Genomic DNA, 19394 nt, shown 5'->3' with positions numbered 1-19394 from the left:
ACCTCTATGTTCACGCATACTCCGAGAGCCGACGCCACAGGCACACCGACCCGCCCGGCGAGGCGGCGGGCCAGAAGACGGATGACGCTGGCCGTGGCAGCTCCCCTGTCCGTGGCCCTCGCCGGCATCACCACCCTCCCGGCCAACGCCGATCCGGTGCCGGACCATCGGTTCCACCGCCACCACCATTTCTTCCACAAATTCCACAGGACGGTCCTGACCGACAGCGGGAACGGCTGCGAGCCGGGAACCTTCGTCAGGGCTCACTCCCTGAGGCCCCACAACTTCTTCATTCCTCGCACCAGATACACCGACGGCCCCGGCGGCTCGATGACCGTCTCGGTCCACCACGAGTATGAGGTGCTCGCGTTCGTGGAGGCCGACAAGATCAAGACCAAATCGCTCTCCGACTCGGTCGCCAAGACGGTCGGCAGCACGGTCACCACCGAGGACATCCTCCGCGCGCTCACCAGGGAGGTCACTCCACACCTCGAGAAGAGGCACATGATCTTCACGGGGCACGACTACACGCAGAACATCAGCGCCGGCAAGTACGGAAACATGTGGTACCGCGTCTTCGGTTACCGCATCGGCTGGGGTCAGTGGGCCCGGCTCCACAACTGTGCCGAGGTCAGAATCGCCACGGGTATCGCCGACATTCCATCGAGAATCGAAGGCTGGCGCTACTGGGAGACCGACCACCCGATTTTCCGCGGCCACAAGCTTTCCGACAAGTAAGGGCCGACCTGGCGCCCGGGGCCTCCCGGCCCCGGGCGCCATAAGACGAAGCCGGCTATCCGTTCTTACTCTCCTCCGAAGGGCGTATCCCTCCATGGGAACCCCGGCTATTCCTCGGCTCCCGGAGGCGTGTTCCTCCATGGGGCCGTGTCGCGACAAGCCGTCTTCTTCCCCTCCTCCAGGGGAGGTATCCGTTCAGAGGGACTGTGCCACGACGGGCCGTCTGCTTCCTGTCCCCCGAAGGGGTATTCCGCGAAAAGGACCCCAGCCACCATGGGCCGTCACGGGCATCGGGACGGTCGTGTGGCGAACTGCTCGGCGAGCGATCGTGGTCGCCGCACTAGTTTTGCTGGTGCTCTTCGGCGGGGAGGGGGATGCCGAAGTGGGCGAACAGCGTCTCGAACATCCGAGTGTGCTTGGCCAGCGCCTGACCGTGCTCGGCTAGCGTCTGGGTGTGCCCGGCCAGTATCTGACCGTGCTCGGCTAGCGTCTGGGTGTGCCCGGCTAGCGTCTCACCGTGCCCGCCCACCACCGTGGCGAGCTCGTTGAACTTCTCGTCTAGCTTGTCGAACTTGTTGTCCAGTGCGTCGATTTTCTGCGTGTGCGTACGCTGGACCTTCAGGATCTCGTCCTGAGTCAGAAGGATCTTGGAGACCTCTGAGCCGATGACCTGGATGTCTTCTCGCTGGTTCTCCGAGCGCTCTTCAAGGCGCGTCACCCGGATCTCCAGCTCCTGGAGGGTTGTCATGCCGAGAATACTATCGGTGATCAATACTTCACGCTGCGTCACAAGTCGAGATCGAGAAGGACATCTTTACTCCCGGGATTGAAGATCCTGTAACCGCGGCTCGGCCCTCGTCATAACCGCAGCGGAGAGGAAGCTCGCCACGAGCAAGCCACCCGCGACCCAGCAGGTCACCTGGATCGCACCCCCAGGCGAGCCGGTCATGGAGCCGTTCAGGTAGACGCTGCCCAGGACGGCGACGCCGAGCGTGGCGCCGAGTTGCTGGACCGCGTTGAGCAGGCCGGCGGCTGAGCCGATCTCTTGAGGCTTGAGCGGTTGCAGCGCGGCGGTGAAGAACGACGGGGTGAACACTCCGACGCCGAGACCCGCGACTCCCAGGGCGCCGAGCAACGGCATGGGATAAGTCGTGGGGGAGGCCGCGTGGTACACGGCGATGGCGGCCACAATGCCCACCCCCAGCGTGGCGAGTCCGGCGAACATCACCCGCCGCCCGTAGCGAGGAACCAGATACGCGCCCGCCACCCACGACGACACCGCCAGGCACACCGACCAAGGCGTCATGGTCAGACCCGCGGTGCGCGCGTCGGCGCCCACTCCCAGCTGCAGGTGCAGGACCACGACGAACATCAGCCCGGTCGTCACCGCGAAGAACAGGGCGGACGTCACCAGCGCGGCCGGGAAGGCGCGGTGCGCGAACAGGCTGGTCTCCACCAGCGAACTGCGGCCGAGCCCGGCTCGCCGTCGCTGCTGCAGGCCGAAGCCGAAGACCGCCGCCAGGCCGATGCCGACGGCCACCCAGTTCCCCGTCGGCATGTGCGCGGTCCCGGGCCCGATCAGGGGGTAGACGATCAGAGAGACGCCGAGCATCGCCAGTGCGGTGCCCGCGGGGTCGAGCCCCGGTCGCCGCGGCGCGTGGTCCTCGATCAGGATCGGCGCGACGGCCAGCACGGCGACGCAGAGCGGGACGTTGACCAGGAACGCCGACCGCCATGACGAGCCGAACAGGTCGGCCTGGGTCAGCACGCCACCGAGAATGGGCCCGCAGACAGCGGCCAGACCCATGACGGGACCGATGCTGCCCAAGGCCTTGGACATCTCCTCGCCGTCGAACATGGCGCGGATCAGGCCGATGGTCTGCGGAATGATCGCCGCGGCCGCGGCGCCTTGCACGGCGCGGAAGCAGATCAGCGCGCCGACCGAGTCCGCCAGGGCACAGGCCAGCGACGCGGCGAGGAACCCCGCGACACCGATCCGAAAGACCAGCCGCCGACCGGCGATGTCGCCCAGCCGGCCCCCGGTGATCAGCAGCAGGGCGAAAGGCAAGGTGTACGCCGTGCTGAACCACTGCATGTCCGACGCCGACCCGCCCAGGTCGGCCCGGATCGCCGGTGTGGCGACCTGCACGATCGTCGAGTCCAGCAGATTCATGGCCTCGGCCAGCAGCAACGCTGCCAGCGCCACCCACCGCCACCGGTAAGCCGCCCTCAGGGGCGATGACACATGTACCGACATCCCACGTTCCTCTCCAACTCCGCGAACCCGCGCCGTCGACGGGCGGGGTCCCAGCGTGGAAGAGGCCAGGTCAGTTGTTCCATCTGGAATGTAGAGTTGGCGACTATCTTCCATGACTGACGGATATGTGAGGGAAATGCTCACGCTCGACGATGTGGACCGAGGGCTGATCCACGCCCTGAGCATTGACGGGCGAGCCCCCTTCGGCCGTATCGCCGAGGTGATCGGCACCTCGGCGCAGACCGTGGCCCGCCGCTATCGGCGGCTGCGCGCCGAGGCCGCGCTGCGCGTGGTCGGGCTCCCGAACCCAGACCGGGCAGGCCAGACGCAGTGGATGATCCGGCTCACCGCCACCCCGTCCGCCGTGCGAGATCTTTCGCATTCGCTGGCCCGGCGAGCCGACACCTCGTGGGTCAAACTGGCCTCCGGAGGTACGGAGATCTTCGCCGTCATCCACGCGCCGAGTGGTGCGCAGGCCGTACCATCGCTGCTGCTGCACGACATCCCGCGAAGGGCCGGCATCACCGCGGTCTCCGCCCACTGCCTGCTGCACACCTATCTGGGCGGGCCGACCGGGTGGCGAGGCCGCCTCGAGGCCCTCACCGAACAGCAGCAACAGCGGCTCGCACAGGCCAGGGACACTGATTCGCCGGCCCGCCGACCATCACTGACCCATCAGTCGGCCCACCTGCCACCGTCGACCCATCAGTCGGCCCGCCAGTCATCGCCGACTGATCGGTCGACCGGTCGGCTGGCCGGTCAGCCGCCTGATCTGCCGGTCGATCAGCTGACCGGTCGGCTGGCCGATCAGGCGGCCGGTCGGCCGCCGCTGGCGCGTGTCGATCACGACCTGATCGACGCTCTGCGTCACGACGGCCGGGCCACGTACGCAGACCTCGCCGCGGCGACCGGATTGTCCCAAGCCACCGTCGCTCGCCGTCTGGCCGAACTCCGCGCCAACGGGGCGATCTTCTTCGATGTCGAGCTCGCCCCCGCAGCCCTCGGGGCCACCACCCAAGCCCTGCTCTGGATGTCCGTTCAGCCAGGGCACCTCGACCGCGTCGCGACCACCCTGGCCGGTCACCGTGAACTCGCCCTGGTGGCCGCCACCACCGGCCGGACCAATCTGCTGGCCAACGCGCTCTGCCGCAGCCCTGCCGATCTGCACGATTACCTCACCCATCGGCTGGGTGGCCTCGACGCCATTCACACACTCGAAACGGCTCCCGTGCTGCACACCGTCAAGGCCGCGGGCCCACTGGTCCCTATGGGCACGCGCGCACCGTCGTCCATGCCGTACTGACACGAAATTTCCGGACAGAGCAAGTTAAGTCATTCGCAAGAAGCACGCCCATAATTTGGTCATGCCGTCGATGAGTGAGCTGAGAGCAGGAGATCCCGCCGGTCTCGGAGGTTATGAGATCCGCGGACGGCTGGGAGAAGGCGGACAAGGCGTCGTTTATCTAGGCGTCGACGAGCAGGGCGACCAGGCCGCCATCAAGTGGTTACGGCCGAACCTGGCGGGCGACATGGTCGCGGCCGAACGGTTCGCGCGGGAGGCGGCCGTGGCGCAGCGGGTGGCGCCGTTCTGCACCGCGAAGGTACTGGCGACCGGGGTGCACGAGGAGCGGCCGTTCATCGTCAGCGAGTACGTCGAGGGGCCGCCGCTGCGCCAGGTGGTGACCGAGGAGGGGCCGCGCGCGGACGCCGCCCTGTACCGGCTGGCCATCGGGAGCGTCACCGCGCTGGCCGCCATCCACCAGGCGGGCATCGTGCACCGCGACTTCAGCCCGAACAACGTGCTGCTCGCCGGCGAAGGTCCTCGGGTGATCGACTTCGGCATCGCCAAGGCGCTCGACGCCACCTCGACGATCACCTCCACCCCGGTGGGGACGCCCGCGTTCATGGCGCCGGAGCAGGTTCTGGGGCAGCTGGTGGGGCCGGCCGCTGACATGTTCGCGTGGGGGAGCACCATCGTGTTCGCCGCCACGGGCACCGGGCCGTTCGAGGCGGAGTCGGTGCCGGAGATCGTCGACCAGGTGCTCTACAACGAGCCCGATCTGTCCTCGCTGACCGGGCCATTGCGCGAACTCGTGGCCGCATGCCTGTCGAAGGACCCCGACCGGCGGCCCACCGCCGAGCAGGTGATCATGCGACTACTGGAGCATCCCACGTCGAATCCCGCGGAGCTGCAGCAGGCGGCCGCCGTGGTCAGCGGCTCCCCGTCCGGCCCCTCGGCTCCGCCTCAGTCCTCGTCCAACCCCTCCGCTCCGCCTCAGCCTCCGTTCCAATCCCAGCCTCCGTCCCAGCCGGGGTCGGGGTTTCCCATGCAGCCCCCGTCCCACCCCTCGGTTCCGCCTCAGCCTCCGTTCCAGCCCCAGCCTCCGTCCCAGCCGGGGGCAGGGTTCCCCGTGCAGCCCCCATATGGACAACCCTCATACGGTCAGCCTCCGTACGCGCAGTCGGGGCCATACCCCCAAGGGCCGCAACCGCAGGCGGCGCACCCGTACGGGCCACCACTCCAAGGCCCGATCCCACCGGGACCGCCGCTACAAGGAGCGCCACCACAGGGCCCGCAAGCACAAGGACCGCAGGCACGGTCGGGGCCGCACCCTCAAGCGCAGTGGGTCTCCCCGACCGCGCAGGGGGAGTCCCCGCAGTACGGCTCCGGCCCGCAGGTGCCGCCGCCTCGATCGGGCGCGGGCGCGAAGAAGAGCTACGTGGTGGCGGCGATCGCCGCGGCTGTGGCCATCGTCGCGACCGTCGTCGTGGTGGCCGTCGCGCTGACCAACCTGCCCGGCCCGCCTACCCCGACCTCCTCTCCGAGCGCCGAAGGCATGGCCACATCCGCGGCCCCGGCGGTCGTTCCTACCGCGAACCTGGTCACCTCTACCCTTCCCGGCACCGACGCGGTCATCTACGAGAATCCGGGCGACGCCGTCAGGCTCACCACCTACATGGTCCGCGACGCCAAGACTCAGAACTGGATCTACTACGCCCGGGACTCCCTGACCGGACCGTTCACGAAATATCCGGACATGTGGGAGAGCATGCTGTCGCCCAACGGCCGGTACCTGGCCCAGCGCGGCAAGAACTTCGCCGACGGCTACGACAGCGTCAAGATCACCGACAAGGTGTCGGGTGAGGTGTTCACGGTCAAGACCTCGCGCCAGCCGCTCAGCGCGTACGTGCAGGGCTGGTCGCGTGACAGCGGCCGCCTGCTGTTCAACGTCGGCAACCCGGTGAAGGGCGTCTGGCAGTCGACCGGGTTCGCGATCGTGACCGTCGCCACCAGGCAGGCCACGGTCGCCTCGCTCAGGGAGGGCTCGCTGCACGGCATCCGCTACGGGTTCGACCAGTCCGACACGGGCGTGGTGGCCCTGTCGAACGACGCCAAGCAGCAGGCGCTGCGCTTCTTCGACGCGAACGGGCTGCGGCTGCGCCGGATTCCGAACGTGGGACCGGGCATTGCCGATTCGCTGTTCTCGCCGTCGGGCAAGCAGTTCGTCACCAACTGCCCTGGTCTGGCCAACGGCAACAACTGCGTCTACGACACCCAGACCGGCGCCGAGCTGAAGCGCTTCGAGTCGCCCTGCACCGGCCTGGCCACCTGGTACGACGACAGCCACCTGGTCTGCTGGGTCAGGCCCGACGCGAGCGCGGAGAAGCAGCAGGTGCAGGTGGTCGATTTCGCGGGCACCGCGGTGCGCCTGCTGGCCGAGATGCCGACGAACGGCACGAACATGGACGTGATCTACACCTTCCCGCACCGGAACTAGCCCTGTTTTCGCACGTCACTGGACCTAGCCTGTTTCCTGTACGCCACTGGAACCGGTCCTGTTGACCGCACGTCACTGGATCTTGCCCTGTTTTCTGTACGCCACTGGAACCGGTCTTGTTGTCCGCACTTCACTGTCCGGGGCAACACCGATGACATCGAGTGCTGGATCAGCCATAGCGGCTGACCTGTGGCAAGGCGGGCAGTATGTGTGGGAAACGGAAAACTAGCGGACGCGGCCCCTGGGCCGCAGCCGGGTGCCCGGCAGGACGGGCGCGGGGAGCGGGCCGCCGTCGAACCCCTCGACGGCGCCGAACCCCTCGCCCTCCATCCACTCCTTGCGGAACGCGACGATCTCGTCGTGGTCGCGGCCGACGAAGTTCCACCACATCACGATCTCCTCGGCGAACGGCTCGCCGCCGATCAGCAGCACCCGCCCGCGTCCGCTCAGCCGCAACACGCTGCGGCCCGGCGGCAGATAGAGCAGCGGTCCCGCCTCCAGCGGCTCGACCTGCCCGTCGAGGAGCAGCACCCCGTGCTCGAAGCCGGGGTCGAGCGGCACCTCGGCGCTCCCTTCGACGGCCACCTCGGCGCCCACCAGGGGACTGTAGGTGGTCGCGGGCGAGGTCACGCCGCCGAGGGACCCCATGATCACCGTGGCGTCGAACCCGGCGCCGGACCGGACGGGCAGTGACGCGTGGTGCTCGAACCCGGGCCCGGTACGCCGGTCCGCGCCGGGCAGCGCCACCCACAGCTGAACGCCGTGCAGCAGCGTCTCGGGTGACTCCTCCGAGTGGGAGATGCCGCGTCCGGCGGTCATCAGGTTCAGCTGGCCAGGGCGTACCTCCTGGAGACTGCCGACACTGTCGCGGTGCAGCACCTCTCCGGCGACCAGCCAGCTCACAGTCTGCAGGCCGGTGTGCGGATGCGGAGGCACCCGCATCACCGCCACCTCGGGGCCGTAGGCGTCCACGAAGCACCATGCGCCGATCATGCGGCGGTGCGCGTTGGGCAGCGTCCTGCTCACCGACATGCCGCGCGGACCGCCCAGCGGCACCGCCCGCCCGGCGAGCAGCTCGGTCTCACCACCGCTCTCGGCGCCGCAGCGGATCTCGTCGGGGTCCTGCTCCAGGTTGCTCACGTTATGAACTGTACGACGGCACTGTACGACGGCATGGATCAGCACTCGGCGGGTGCGGGTGCGGGAGGCACTGTACGGCGGTATGGATCAGCACTCAGCGGATGCGGGAGCGACGGCACTGTACGGCGGCATGGGTCACTCTCGGTGGGTGCGGCTGCGGGCACGGGAGGAGAGACGGAGACGGAGTATGGCGGCATGGATCAGCACTCAGCAGGTGCTGGAGCGGGAGCGGTGGCGGAATATGGCGGCATGGGTCAGTTTTCGGCGGGTGCGGGTGCGGGTGCGGGTGCGGGAGCGGAGGTGCGGCGGCGGGCCAGGAGGGACTGCGCGATGCCCACTACGACGATCGCGATCGGGAAGACGGTGCCGACCAGCAGCCCGGCACGGAGTCCGGAGCCGTCGCCGAGCAGGCTCCCTTGAGCGACGGCGCTGTCGCCGAGCAGACCGCCTTGGGCTACGGCGCCCGCCAGCCACGGACCCGCCGCCGCCCCCGCGTCGCCGAACATCGCCAGGACCCCGAACATCGCGGTCCCGCCCAACGGGAAACGGGCGGCCGTCAGGCTGAACGTCCCCGGCCACATCAGGCTGACCGCCAGCCCGCACACCGCACACCCGATCAGGCTGAGCACCGGGTCCCGGGCCAGGGCGGCGGCGAGGTAGCAGACGGTGGCCAGCGCGCCGCAGGCGATCACGGCGGGCAGCAGGGGGATCCGGCTGCCCCAGAGACCGTAGGCGATCCGGCCGAGTCCCATGAGCACCGCGAACAGGCACGGTCCCGCGAGGTCTCCCCACACCTTGGCCACGCCCAGCCCCTGCTCGGCGAAGAGCGAGGACCACTGCGACATGGTCAGCTCGGCCGCGCCCGCGCAGAGCATGAGCAGGAGCGCCGCCGCGAAGAACGGGGTCCGCAGCAGCGCCCCGAGCCCGGTCCGGTGCTCCTCGGGCACCGTCGCGGGCAGCGGGACCCGCAGGAAGAGCACGAGGCCGGCCAGTGGTATGAGTGCCCACAGCAGCGGCAGCGCCTGCCAGGCCGCGTCGCCGATCCAGGCCAGCACCAGCGTCGTGCCCAGCACGACGGCGACCTGGCCCCAGCAGTAGAAGGAGTGCAACAGGCTCATCCTGGCGGCCCGGTGCTCGGCCGGTGCGGGCAGGGCGTCCACCACCGGGCTGACCAGGACCTCCAGCAGCCCGCCGCCGATCCCGTAGACCACCACCGCCACGGCCAGCCCTGTGTACGGCGACGGCAGCGCCGACGGAGCGACCGCCAGCAGCACCAGCCCGGCCACGCTGAGCACGTGCGCCAGTGCCAAGGGCACCCGGTAGCCCGTCCGGTCCACCACCTTGACCGCGATCAGGTCGGTGACGAGCTGGGTGGCGAAGTTGAGCAGGACCAGGCGGCCCAGCATCTCGTACGGCACCTGATAGCGCGTCTGGAAGACGATGAACAGCAGTGGCGCCAGGTTGTTGACGATGGCCTGGGTGACATATCCGGCGTAGCAGGCCCGCCGGGTGTGGTCGAAGGTGGTCAGCCCAGCGTCTCCCACCAGCCGTCGACGGCCGGAGCGCCGTCGGTGTCGACGACCTCACCGGGGCGTGGCACCACGATCTCGATATCGCGGGCCTTCGCCTCGCGCCACAGCCGCTCCACCGGCTCCGCCCACGGGTGCAGCGCCAGCGTGAACGTCGCCCAGTGCACCGGCAACAGCAGCCTGCCGCCCAGGTCGAGGTGGGCGTTGACCGCCTCTTCCGGGTTCATGTGGATGTCGGGCCAGGAAGGACTGTAGGCGCCGATCGGCATCAGCGTCAGGTCGAACGGGCCGTGCGCCGACCCGATGCCCCGGTAACCCTCGAAGTAGCCGGAGTCGCCCGCGTAGAAGACGCGCTTGCTCGCTCCGGCCACCACCCAGGAGCCCCACAGCGTGTCGTTGCGGGTGAGCACGCGGCCGGAGAAATGGCGGGCGGCGGTCGCGATGAAGCGCAGCCCGGCCACCTCGGCCTCCTCGTCCCAGTCGAGCTCGATGATCCGGTAGGCGGGCACGCCCCACCGCTCCAGGTGGGCGCCGATGCCCAGCGGCACCAGGAACGGCGCCTTCTGCGTCGCGGTGAGCGTGCGCACGGTCCCCATGTCGAGGTGGTCATAGTGGTCGTGCGAGATCGCGATCGCGTCGACCTGCGGCAACCGGTTCAGCGGGACGGGCACCGGGTGGTGCCGCTTCGGCCCGACAAGCTGCGACGGCGACGGCCGTCTGCTCCACACCGGATCGAACAGCACCCGACGCCCCTCGATCTCCACCAGCGTGGAGGCGTGGCCGTACCAGATCGCTCTCAGCCCGGTCGGCGACGGGTCGCCGGTCGGCGGGACGCGCAGCGGAACGGGGCCGGACGGGCGGCGCAGGTCTCTGTCCTTGGACATCTCGCGCAGCAGGCCCGGGGGCGGCGCGGACATCATGGTGGTGGGTTCCGGCATCGGGTTGTAGAAGGCGCCGTCCTTGAACTGCGGAGAGCGCCGCACCCTGGCCGCCCGGTCCGGTCCCGAGGTCAAAGGCCGCACGCCCAGCTCGGCGGGTACGTCACGCAGGGCCCAGCCCGCCGCGGCCAAGGCCGCCCCGCCTACGAGAATCCGTCGTATCGTCCGCAGTCTCGCCATCGCTCACACTCCCCTGAAAGTCGGTCCACACCACTCAACTGATCGCGATATCTCCGATGTTCCCGATTTCGACGATATATCGCGATAGATTCAGACCGTCTTGATCGCGCCGCCGTCGATGACGTAGTCGGCGCCGTTGACGCTCGCGGCGTGTGGTGAGGCGAGGTAGGTCACCAGGGCGGCGACCTCCTCGGGAGCGACGAACCTACCCGTCGTCATCCCCGTGCTCGACGGCAGCCCCGCCAGGAGCTGGTCGTGCTCCAGGCCCATCTTGGCGGCGAGGGCCGCGCCGTAACCGTTGGGGTCTTCCCACATCGACGTGCGGCTGGCACCGGGGGAGACGGTGTTGACCCGCACCCCCTGCGGCCCGAACTCCTCGGCCAGCGCCTTGCCGAACGCGGTCAGCGCGGCCTTGGCCGTGGTGTAGGTGATCGGGCCGGCGTGCGGCATGCGGGCGCCGTTGGAGGAGATGTTGACCACGGTCCCGCCCTGTCGCAGCAGGCTGGGCAGGGCGGCCCTGGTGGCCCGGACGGCGCTGAGGAAGTTGAGATCGTGGGTTTGGCGCCAGTGCTCCTCGGTGAAGCCCAGGAACCCGTCCAGCTGCCCCTCGCCGCCGTCGCCGCCACCCACGTTGTTGACCAGCAGATCGAGCTCGCCCAACTCGGCCAGGGCGGTGCCGATCAGCTCGGCCGGGCCTTCGGCGCTGGACAGGTCGACCGCGATCGCCGTCGCGCCGGTCTCCTTCAGCTCGGGCGAGATCGTCCGCGAACCGGCCACGACCCGCATCCCCTCCGCCCGCAGCGCCGCGACGATGGCGAGACCGAGGCCCCTGCTGGCGCCGGTGACGACGGCGGTCCTGCCGGTGAGCCGCATGTCCATGGTGACGCATCCCTCCGTAAGTGCATCGTTGATGATGCCAAGAACGTAGCAGTTGCAACATCGGTGTCGCAACTCTGGAGTGTATGGTTGCACCGTGGAAGCGAGTCAGCAGGGGCGCGCGCTGCGTTCCGACGCCGAACGGACCGTGCGCACGATCCTGGAGGCGGCCGAGCGGGTGCTCAGCAAGAATCCGTCGGCCAGCATGGAGCAGATCGCCGAGGCGGCCGGGGTCGCCCGCACGACCGTGCACCGGCGCTTCGCGTCCCGCGATGCCCTGGTCAGCGCGATGGAGGGGTGGGCCACGCGGCAGTTCGCGGCGGCGGTCGAGTCCGCCAATCCCGAGACCACGCCGCCGCTGGTCGCGCTCTACCAGGTCACGGCCAGCGTGTTGCGGGTGAAGATCGATTGGGGGTTCGCGATGAGCCGCGCGTCATCGGACCCCGAGGTGGCCCGCGTGCACTCAGAAGTCGAGGACAGGTGCGAGCGGCTGTTCCTCAAGGCGCAGGCCACCGGCCTGCTGCGGGCCGACGTGGATCCGGCGTGGGCCAGACGCGTCTACTACGCGCTGATCCACGAGGCCGCGCAGAGCCAGGGCGACGACGCCGACACCCTGGCCACGCTCCTGGTCGACACCCTGCTTCGCGGCGTCGGCACCGACCGGGGACTGGGATAGGCGTCCCGCCACGCCTCGGCGTCGACCGGGGTCTGGTCGACACCTTGCCAAGCGGTGTGGGCACTGACCGGGCCTGGATCGAGAACTGGATCTTCGATCGCCGACTGTTTGTGATGATCTTTTCACGATCGGTTCATAGGGCATGGTGACTTGGCGAACGCCGAGTGGGAGCGGCTCAGGTCACCGCTGCCCGAGGGTGGGCGGCGGAATGACCACCGGCGGGCGATCAACGTGACCCCGAGCCGCCCAGGTGCTCGCACCGAGGCGGCGCCGGCGATGCGGTCGCATGCGCGGGCTCAGCTTGCTTTGACCAGCAGTCGGCGTGGCCAGTAGACGAATCCGTCGCTCCACACGACGTCCGACAGGTCCTCCTGCGCGTGCAGCCCTGGCAGGCGCGTCACCAGAGCGTGGAAGGCCTCCTGCAGTTCCATTCTCGCCAAGTTCGCGCCCAAGCAGTAGTGAGGGCCATGGCCGAATGCCAGGTGCGGGGTGGACTGGGCACCGGTGAACCTCTTCACGTCGAACCGCAGCGGGTCCTGGAACACCGACGGGTCGTGGTCGGCGGCCCAAAGGTTGGGCAGCACAACCGTGCCGGCCGGGATGGTCCCGCCAGACACCTCGACGTCATCGGTGATCCGCCGGAGCATGCCGTTGGAGCCAGGTGCTTCGTGACGCAGGATCTCCTCCACCGCCGGCTCGACCAGTTCGGGACGGGCCGCGAGTTCGGCGTACTGGTCGGCGTGGCAGAGCAGGCGGAAGCTGCCCCGGGCGATCATTGAGGCGGTCGTCTCGTGCCCGGCCATGATCAGCGTGAACACCATGTTGGTCAGTTCGTCCTCGCTGAGCCCATCGCCTTCGTCGCGTGCCGCGATGAGCAAGTCGATCAGGTCCTCGCCGGGCTCGGTCCGATGTTGCTCGATCAGCTCCCGCGCATAGGCCGTGAACGCGGCGAATCCCTGGGCCCGAGCGTCGGCGCTCGCGTCCGAGGCGGACAGAAACATCTCCGTCCAGCCGCGGACCTGCTCGAAGCGGTCCATCGGCACGCCGAGCAGCTCGCAGATCACCCGAGCGGGCAGCGGCAGCGCGAAGTCCGCGACCATGTCGAACTCATCACCGGCCGCGCCGATCAACTCGCCGGCGATGGCCGCCACGCGGGGCCGCCAGCGTTCGATGTGCCTGGGTGTGAACGTGCCGTGCATGATGCGCCGGTATCGGGTGTGCTCCGGCGGATCCTGGTTCATCAGCGCCGCCGGGTCGTCGTCCAGGAACGTGCCGCTGACCATTCTGGGCAGGCCGGGCTCGCGCAGGTTACGGCTGCTGGCCGGCGAGGTGAGCACACTGCGGACATCCGCGTACCGGACGATCATGGGCACCCGGTCACCGCTCGGCAGTGTGGCCGCCTCCATCGGCGCGTCAGCGTACCGGCGGGTCAGGTCGGGCGAAGGAGTGCCGTACGGTCCAGGGGGAAGGTCCGGGTAGATCGATGTGGTGCTGGACTGTTCTGTCAAAGCCGCCTCCGGGCGATGCCGTCGTCCAACAAGCTCGTCGGGAACGTACGAAACAAGCCGCCGACGGTCAAGACCCCATCCATGCGTGGAAGGGGTGTGGAGCGGCTGGCCTGGTCGTTTGGTGCCAAACCTGATCCAACGAACAGCTCTCAGCCGTCCTGGCCGCCTCCTGAGGACCGGGCGGGCTCAGGCGGGGTGCGTGTACGGGCTGATGTCGATAGGTGGGGTTTCGCCCAGCGCGAGCGCGGCGGCGATCTGGCCGGTGAACGGGCCGGCCGTCAGGCCGTACGCGCCCAGGCCCGTCGCCACCACCACCCGGTCGGTGAGCCGGTCGATCAGCGCCGTGCCCGCCGCGTGCACCGGACGCAGGCCCACCCTCGTCTCCACCACCCTCGCGCCGTCCAAGCCGGGCGCCAGTCGCAGGCCCGCCGCCAGCACCTCGTGGACGCCGCCGATGGTGACGTACGGCGAGAACCCGGCGTCCTCCACGGTCGCGCCGACCACCAGCCGCGAGCCGGGGAAGCCCAGGAGGTACGGCCCGCTCCGGGGCAGCACGATCGGCCAGGAGGCGGTGTCCACGCCGTCGAGTGCGGCATGCACGATCTGCCCGCGTCTGGGGGACACCGGGATCTCCACCCCAAGTCCGCGGCACACCTCCCCGCTCCAGGCTCCGGCGGCCACGATCACCGCATCCGCCTCCACGCGAACCCCGGCCTCCTCGACCGGCGCGAGGCCCCTCTCGCTGGATGCCCCCGCTCGCTCAACCGGCGACCTGAGCCTGTCGCTGGGCATTCCCGTTCCCTCGCCTGGCGACTTGAGCCTGTTGCTCGGTGCGCCCACCTCCCCAGTCGGGAACTCAAGCCTGCTGCCCGGTATCCCCGCCTCTCCGACGTGCGGCTCCGGGCCGGGCGCGCCGGTGGTGGTGCGGAGGGGCAGATCGCCGTCGGGTGTGGTGTGGAGGAGCACGCCGCCGTCGGGGGTGAGGGTCGCGGTGCCCGTACGGAGATCGGCGCCCTGGCGGATGGCGGCGCGGAGGAGGGCGTCACGTACCGCCCGGCCGTCCACCCGAGCGGCCCCCGGCACGTGGATCGCGCTCAGACCTTCCCTGAGCGGCGGGAACAGTGCCGACGGAGCCGCCACATCCGTGATGTCCCCCATTTCGGGTGCCTCCGGATGGCGGCGCAGCAGGAGGGCGCGTATCGGCTCCAGTTCGACCGGGTCCGTGGCCACCAGCAGCGCTCCCACCCGCGCGTACCCGATGTCCTCGCCCAGCGCCGACACCAGATCCGGGTAGTGGCGAGCGCCCTCGCGCGCCAGCCTGTACCAGGCGTCGTCGTCGGGATGGTCCACCCACGGGCACACGATTCCCGCGCCGGCCTCCGTCGCCCGCCCGCTGAAAGCCCCGTCCACCACCGTCACGGACACTCCGCGCCCGCTCAGGTGCCAGGCCGCGGCCGCTCCGACGATCCCGCTCCCGATCACCGCAACACGCATGTCCCCATGATCTCAGTCAGGAGGACGCCGAACGAAGCGGGTCAGCGGCCGGCGGTCCAGCCGTAGGTCTTCATGAGGTGAGCCGCCACGCGGGCGAACCGCGTGCCGTCGAGCACCGCGCCCTCACGCCTGATGTCGTCCTCGTCCAGGCCGAACACGCGGTCCAGTCGCAGGTAGGACGTCTTGCCGTCGCGCCCCCACACGCCGACCTCCAGCCACTCGGGGCCGTCGTCGCCCTGGCTGGACAGCATCATGCCCAGCAGCCTGCGTCCGGTGCGGCCCACGATCAGCAGCGGGCGGTCCTTGCCGCGTTCCGGGTCCTCCTCGTAGGGCACCCAGGCCCAGACGATCTCGCCGGGGTCGGCCAGCCCGTCGAGGTCGGGGGAGTAGGACAGGGTCGCCGCCTGGCTGAGCGAGTGGATCTCCCGCACCGCGCCGCGGGCGGGCCGGGGGTCCTCACCTGAATCACGCACGCGAGGGAGCTTACGCCACCGGGCCGTCGTTGATCGAATCCGGTGCGGCTGTCCGCAAAGGGGAAGCACGACGTCAACCCTCCGCCGGCGATCCTGGAGGGGCGAGCAGGCGGCGCAGCGCCGCGGGGGTGCGGCCGGCGTGGCGGCGGACCGTGCGGGTCAGGTGGGCCTGATCGGCGAACCCCAGCTCGGCGGCCAGCAGCGCCAGGTTCGCCGCGCCGCCCTCCAGGCGGTCGAGGGCCCGCCCGACGCGCACCCGGTTGCGGTAGTGGGTCAGGGACACACCGAGCTCCCGGGTGAAGGCCCGGCTCAGCTGGTACGGCGAGACGGCCAGGAACTCCGCCAGCGGCAGGAGCCCATCGGCGGCGGGATGGCCCGCGGCGATGGCCTCCCGGGCATCCTCCACGATCACCTCCGGGCTCGCCGGAGCCCGGCCGCGCCGCGCCGGCGCGGGGGTGAGCTGGTCGAGGGCGGTGGAGAGGAGGGGCAGCAGGGCTTCGGCGAGCTCGAAAGCCGGGTCGCCGGTGCGGGCGGCGGCCAGGAAGCGGCGGTGCGCCAGGTCGAGGCGGGCGTCCACGTAGATCGTGGAGCGGGAGGGCACCACGTTGTCGCCCGAGAGCGAGCGCCACAGGTCCGGCGTCACGCACAGGGAGGTGCACACGTCGCCACCCGCCGGGTGGGCGTAATGCTCCTCCTCACCAGGAAGGCCGAGATAGGCCATCGTCGGATCCACCACGGCGGCCCGCCCGTCGGCCTTGCGGCGGAAGCGGCCGCGGCGCACCAGCACCACCCGGTAGGCGGAGCTCGTTTCGGGCGGCGACCACCTGCGGTGATCGTCGTGGCAGGTCACCGCGTCGAGAGTGAACCCGGAACCGGTGCCGAGACGGACTGCTGAACGCACCCGCCGAACCCTACGCTCCGGCTACGACATTCCTGGCGTACGACGGTACGACCCGCGGTGGTGCAAGGATGTTCAAGACCCGGTCGCCCGCCCCGCCCCACCCTGGACCCATGACAACAACCATCACGGTCTCCACCGTGATCTTCGATTGCCAGGACCCGGCCACTCTCGCCGACTTCTACGCCAAGGCCACCGGCGGCCGGATCGCCCACAGCGACGACGACTTCGCCACCGTCGAGGGCGGCCCCGTCGGGCTGTCGTTCCAGCGTGTCGCCGGCTACCGCGGCCCCGGCTGGCCCAGTGACGCCAAGCACGTCCACCTCGACCTCCAGGTGACCGACGTCGAGGTCGCCGTCAAGGAGCTGGTCGGGCTCGGCGCCGCCGTGCCGGAGTTCCAGCCGGGTGGCGCCGACTGGACCGTGCTCACCGACCCTGAGGGCCACCCGTTCTGCGTCGCGGCAGGTGGCTGACCCCATGGCCGCCATTCACAAGGAAGCGGTGCTCGACGTTCCCGCGGAGCGGGTGTGGGCGGTTCTGCGCGAGGCCGGCCGGGTTGATCTGCTCGCTCCCGGGTTCGCGCTCAAGTGCCACATGGAGGGCGATGTCAGGATCGTCACGTTCTTCAACGGAGCCGTCGCCCATGAGCTCATCCTGGACGTCGACGACGAGGCCCGCCGCATCGCCTACGCCATGGTCGACAGCCCGCTCGGGCTGCGGCACCACAACGCGTCCTCGACGGTGGTGGACGAGGGCGACGGCCGTTCGCGGTTCGTCTGGCACGCGGACCTCTACCCGGAGGAGGCGGTGCCCGTCGTCGCCGAGTTCATGGATCGGGGGCTGAGCGCCATGAAAAACGCCCTGATGTCCTCGGCGAGCAGCGTCGGCGCCTGAAGCGCGGCGTAGTGGCCGCCGTCGGGGAACTCCGACCAGCGCACCACGTTGTGCGCGACCTCGGCGTAGCGCCGCACCGAACTGTCACCGGGGAAGACCGCCACGGCGGTCGGCGTCCTGCCCGGCTCGGCGGGTGGCTCCCAGGCTGAGGCGCCCTCGCGATAGAGGCGCGCGGAGGAGCCCGCCGTGTCCGTGAGCCAGTAGATCGTCACATTGGTCAGGATGTCGTCGCGTGACAAGCCGCCGATGTCCTGACCCCATGAGGCGTACGCGTCGAGGTTCCAGGCGAGCTGGCCGGTCGGCGAGTCGGCCAGGCCGTAGGCCAGGGTCTGCGGCCTGGTCCCCTGGATCATGGCATACCCGGAGTAGTGGCGGTGCCAGCGCTCCACCCCCTTGGCCCGCTCCACCTCGGCCGCGCTCAGCCCGGCCCGGTCGTCGTTGACGATCGTCGTGAGCGCGTTGAGGTGCACCCCGACGACGTGGTCCGGGTCGAGCCTGGCCACCTCCGGGGAGATCAGCGAGCCGAAGTCGCCGCCTTGCGTGCCGTACCGCGTATAGCCGAGCCTGCTCATCAGCTCCGCCCAGGCGGCGGCGACGCGCCGCACGCCCCAGCCGGTCTCCGCCGTCGGTCCCGAGAAGGCGAAGCCGGGGATCGACGGGATGACCAGGTGGAAGTCGCGGCTGAGGGGTCCGGCGACGCGCGCGAAGTCGGCGAACGTGCTGGGCCACCCGTGCGTCAGCAGCAGCGGCAGCGCGTCCTCGCGGGGGGAGCGCAGGTGCGCGAAGTGCACGCGCTGCCCGTCGATCACGGTCGTGTACTGCGGAAGGGCGTTGAGCCTGGCCTCGTGGTCACGCCAGGAATAGCCGTCGAGCCAGTATTCGGCCAGCTCGCGTACCGCTGGAAGCGGTACGCCGTAGGACCAGCCGACGCCCTCCAGCGCGTCGGGCCAGCGCGTACGGCGCAGCCGCTCCGCCAGATCGGTCAACGCGGCCTGCGGGATGTCGATCACGAATTTCTCCATGTCGCCAAAGCTAGGCGGCATTGCGGCCAGGATCGGGACACAATTGCCCTTGTGTTGGACACCTCCGCCAGGCTGCTCCGCCTGCTGTCCCTGCTGCAGGCGCGGCGCGACTGGCCCAGCGCCGATCTGGCCGAGCGGCTCGGCGTCGCGGTCAGGACCGTGCGCCGCGACGTTGAGCGGCTGCGCGGCCTCGGCTATCCGGTCCACTCCACGCCGGGCGTCTCCGGCGGCTACCGGCTGGGCGCGGGCGCCGAGCTGCCGCCGCTACTGCTGGACGACGACGAGGCCGTGGCCGTCGCCGTCGGCCTGCGCACGGCCGCGGGCGGCACGGTGACCGGCATCGAGGAGACCTCCCTGCGCGCGCTGGCCAAGCTGGAGCAGGTGCTGCCCGCCCGGCTGCGGCACCGGGTCAACACGCTGCAGACCCACACCGTGCCGATCACCTCCGGCGGTCCGACGGTCGCCGCCGAGGTGCTGACCGCCGTGGCCGCCGCCTGCCGCGATCACGAGCAGCTCCGCTTCGACTACACCGGCCGCGACGGCGTCACCACCGAACGCAAGGCCGAGCCGCTCACCCTGGTCAACTGGTCGCGCCGCTGGTACCTGGTCGGCTGGGACCTCGACCGGCGGGACTGGCGCACCTACCGCGCCGACCGCCTGCGCCTGCGTACGCCGAACGGCCCCCGCTTCACACCGCGTGAGCCGCCAGGCGGCGACGTCGCCGCCTGGGTCGAGCGCCGGATGGGTCACGACATGTGGCCGATCCAGGCCCGCGTCCTGCTGCACGCCCCCGCCGACCAGGTCGCGGGCCGCACGGCGGGCGTCGTCGAGCCGGTCGGCGAGGACACCTGCGTGCTCACCCTGCGCGGCGACGACCTGCACCTGATCGCCGTGGTCGTGGCCTTCCTCGACCTCGACTTCGAGGTATTGGAGCCGGTCGAGCTCAAGGAACGGCTGCGCGGGCTCGGGCGGCGCCTCACCACCCTCTAGAA

General features: G+C 70.1%; 18 protein-coding genes. 7 read left to right on the top strand and 11 right to left on the bottom strand.

What is annotated here, in order from left to right; all coding sequences use genetic code 11:
- Positions 1 to 81: 81 nt before the first annotated feature.
- Positions 82 to 738 carry a hypothetical protein gene (locus ACQP2T_RS33770; protein ID WP_433508930.1) on the top strand — a complete coding sequence of 219 codons (657 nt, stop codon included), beginning with the start codon at positions 82 to 84 and terminating at the stop codon, positions 736 to 738.
- A gap of 340 nt (positions 739 to 1078) precedes the next feature.
- Here the strand turns inward: ACQP2T_RS33770 and ACQP2T_RS33765 are convergent, their stop codons facing one another.
- The gene (locus ACQP2T_RS33765; protein ID WP_433508929.1) at positions 1079 to 1486 is read right to left on the bottom strand and encodes a hypothetical protein; all 408 of its coding nucleotides are present in this window, start codon (positions 1484 to 1486) and stop codon (positions 1079 to 1081) included.
- 66 nt (positions 1487 to 1552) lie between these two features.
- Positions 1553 to 2995 carry an MFS transporter gene (locus ACQP2T_RS33760; RefSeq protein ID WP_433508928.1) on the bottom strand — a complete coding sequence of 481 codons (1443 nt, stop codon included), beginning with the start codon at positions 2993 to 2995 and terminating at the stop codon, positions 1553 to 1555.
- Positions 2996 to 3131: 136 nt separating this feature from the next.
- On the opposite strand from ACQP2T_RS33760, the gene ACQP2T_RS33755 reads away from it, so the two are divergent.
- A complete protein-coding gene (locus tag ACQP2T_RS33755; RefSeq protein WP_433519865.1) occupies positions 3132 to 4298 on the top strand; it encodes an Lrp/AsnC family transcriptional regulator in 1167 nt (388 codons plus the stop codon).
- Between the two features lie 61 nt (positions 4299 to 4359).
- Positions 4360 to 6774, top strand: a complete 2415-nt coding sequence (locus tag ACQP2T_RS33750; RefSeq protein ID WP_433508927.1) for a protein kinase domain-containing protein — start codon at positions 4360 to 4362, stop codon at positions 6772 to 6774.
- Positions 6775 to 6999: 225 nt separating this feature from the next.
- Here the strand turns inward: ACQP2T_RS33750 and ACQP2T_RS33745 are convergent, their stop codons facing one another.
- The 4 genes from ACQP2T_RS33745 to ACQP2T_RS33730 all read right to left on the bottom strand — a co-directional run bounded on the left by ACQP2T_RS33745 (position 7000) and on the right by ACQP2T_RS33730 (position 11440).
- Positions 7000 to 7914: a pirin family protein gene (locus ACQP2T_RS33745; RefSeq protein WP_433508926.1), complete on the bottom strand. Its 915-nt coding sequence runs from the start codon at positions 7912 to 7914 to the stop codon at positions 7000 to 7002.
- A 254-nt stretch (positions 7915 to 8168) separates the two neighbouring features.
- On the bottom strand, positions 8169 to 9458 hold the full coding sequence (locus tag ACQP2T_RS33740) for an MFS transporter (RefSeq protein ID WP_433508925.1): 1290 nt from the start codon (positions 9456 to 9458) through the stop codon (positions 8169 to 8171).
- The gene (locus tag ACQP2T_RS33735) at positions 9440 to 10561 is read right to left on the bottom strand and encodes an MBL fold metallo-hydrolase (RefSeq protein ID WP_433508924.1); all 1122 of its coding nucleotides are present in this window, start codon (positions 10559 to 10561) and stop codon (positions 9440 to 9442) included. Before ACQP2T_RS33735 ends, ACQP2T_RS33740 begins: the two co-directional genes overlap by 19 nt.
- 90 nt (positions 10562 to 10651) lie before the next feature.
- The gene (locus tag ACQP2T_RS33730; RefSeq protein ID WP_433508923.1) at positions 10652 to 11440 is read right to left on the bottom strand and encodes an SDR family NAD(P)-dependent oxidoreductase; all 789 of its coding nucleotides are present in this window, start codon (positions 11438 to 11440) and stop codon (positions 10652 to 10654) included.
- 94 nt (positions 11441 to 11534) lie between these two features.
- Here ACQP2T_RS33730 and ACQP2T_RS33725 point away from each other — a divergent pair, with 94 nt between their 5' ends.
- Positions 11535 to 12113 (top strand): TetR/AcrR family transcriptional regulator, encoded by a 579-nt coding sequence (locus ACQP2T_RS33725; protein WP_433508922.1) that lies wholly within the window; start codon positions 11535 to 11537, stop codon positions 12111 to 12113.
- 296 nt (positions 12114 to 12409) lie between these two features.
- Here the strand turns inward: ACQP2T_RS33725 and ACQP2T_RS33720 are convergent, their stop codons facing one another.
- From ACQP2T_RS33720 to ACQP2T_RS33705, 4 genes are all read right to left on the bottom strand, one after another.
- Positions 12410 to 13621, bottom strand: a complete 1212-nt coding sequence (locus ACQP2T_RS33720) for a cytochrome P450 (RefSeq protein WP_433508921.1) — start codon at positions 13619 to 13621, stop codon at positions 12410 to 12412.
- 186 nt (positions 13622 to 13807) lie between these two features.
- Entirely contained in the window at positions 13808 to 15115 is a 1308-nt protein-coding gene (locus tag ACQP2T_RS33715; RefSeq protein WP_433508920.1) for an NAD(P)/FAD-dependent oxidoreductase, read from the bottom strand.
- A gap of 41 nt (positions 15116 to 15156) precedes the next feature.
- Positions 15157 to 15588, bottom strand: a complete 432-nt coding sequence (locus tag ACQP2T_RS33710) for a type II toxin-antitoxin system PemK/MazF family toxin (RefSeq protein ID WP_433508919.1) — start codon at positions 15586 to 15588, stop codon at positions 15157 to 15159.
- 73 nt (positions 15589 to 15661) lie between these two features.
- On the bottom strand, positions 15662 to 16489 hold the full coding sequence (locus ACQP2T_RS33705) for a helix-turn-helix domain-containing protein (RefSeq protein ID WP_433508918.1): 828 nt from the start codon (positions 16487 to 16489) through the stop codon (positions 15662 to 15664).
- A gap of 110 nt (positions 16490 to 16599) precedes the next feature.
- On the opposite strand from ACQP2T_RS33705, the gene ACQP2T_RS33700 reads away from it, so the two are divergent.
- On the top strand, positions 16600 to 16959 hold the full coding sequence (locus ACQP2T_RS33700; RefSeq protein WP_433508917.1) for a VOC family protein: 360 nt from the start codon (positions 16600 to 16602) through the stop codon (positions 16957 to 16959).
- 4 nt (positions 16960 to 16963) lie between these two features.
- A complete protein-coding gene (locus ACQP2T_RS33695; RefSeq protein WP_433508916.1) occupies positions 16964 to 17380 on the top strand; it encodes an SRPBCC family protein in 417 nt (138 codons plus the stop codon).
- On the opposite strand, the gene ACQP2T_RS33690 is transcribed toward ACQP2T_RS33695, so the two are convergent.
- The gene (locus ACQP2T_RS33690) at positions 17278 to 18402 is read right to left on the bottom strand and encodes an epoxide hydrolase family protein (RefSeq protein WP_433508915.1); all 1125 of its coding nucleotides are present in this window, start codon (positions 18400 to 18402) and stop codon (positions 17278 to 17280) included. The genes ACQP2T_RS33695 and ACQP2T_RS33690 overlap by 103 nt on opposite strands.
- Positions 18403 to 18453: 51 nt before the next feature.
- On the opposite strand from ACQP2T_RS33690, the gene ACQP2T_RS33685 reads away from it, so the two are divergent.
- Positions 18454 to 19392 (top strand): helix-turn-helix transcriptional regulator, encoded by a 939-nt coding sequence (locus tag ACQP2T_RS33685; RefSeq protein ID WP_433508914.1) that lies wholly within the window; start codon positions 18454 to 18456, stop codon positions 19390 to 19392.
- Positions 19393 to 19394: the final 2 nt, after the last annotated feature.

The organism is Nonomuraea sp. CA-143628, from assembly GCF_050942315.1.
Taxonomy (GTDB): domain Bacteria; phylum Actinomycetota; class Actinomycetes; order Streptosporangiales; family Streptosporangiaceae; genus Nonomuraea.
The sequence above is the reverse complement of the archived record's forward strand: the minus strand, read 5'-3'. Positions and strand labels throughout refer to the sequence as shown.

Coding starts and splice junctions, on each gene's coding strand:
- ACQP2T_RS33700 (WP_433508917.1), top strand. CDS start 16,600: ATGACAACAACCATCACGGTCTCCACCGTGATCTTCGATTGCCAGGAC.
- ACQP2T_RS33695 (WP_433508916.1), top strand. CDS start 16,964: ATGGCCGCCATTCACAAGGAAGCGGTGCTCGACGTTCCCGCGGAGCGG.
- ACQP2T_RS33760 (WP_433508928.1), bottom strand. CDS start 2,995: ATGTCGGTACATGTGTCATCGCCCCTGAGGGCGGCTTACCGGTGGCGG.
- ACQP2T_RS33770 (WP_433508930.1), top strand. CDS start 82: ATGACGCTGGCCGTGGCAGCTCCCCTGTCCGTGGCCCTCGCCGGCATC.
- ACQP2T_RS33730 (WP_433508923.1), bottom strand. CDS start 11,440: ATGGACATGCGGCTCACCGGCAGGACCGCCGTCGTCACCGGCGCCAGC.
- ACQP2T_RS33755 (WP_433519865.1), top strand. CDS start 3,132: ATGCTCACGCTCGACGATGTGGACCGAGGGCTGATCCACGCCCTGAGC.
- ACQP2T_RS33735 (WP_433508924.1), bottom strand. CDS start 10,561: ATGGCGAGACTGCGGACGATACGACGGATTCTCGTAGGCGGGGCGGCC.
- ACQP2T_RS33765 (WP_433508929.1), bottom strand. CDS start 1,486: ATGACAACCCTCCAGGAGCTGGAGATCCGGGTGACGCGCCTTGAAGAG.
- ACQP2T_RS33715 (WP_433508920.1), bottom strand. CDS start 15,115: ATGCGTGTTGCGGTGATCGGGAGCGGGATCGTCGGAGCGGCCGCGGCC.
- ACQP2T_RS33750 (WP_433508927.1), top strand. CDS start 4,360: ATGCCGTCGATGAGTGAGCTGAGAGCAGGAGATCCCGCCGGTCTCGGA.
- ACQP2T_RS33690 (WP_433508915.1), bottom strand. CDS start 18,402: ATGGAGAAATTCGTGATCGACATCCCGCAGGCCGCGTTGACCGATCTG.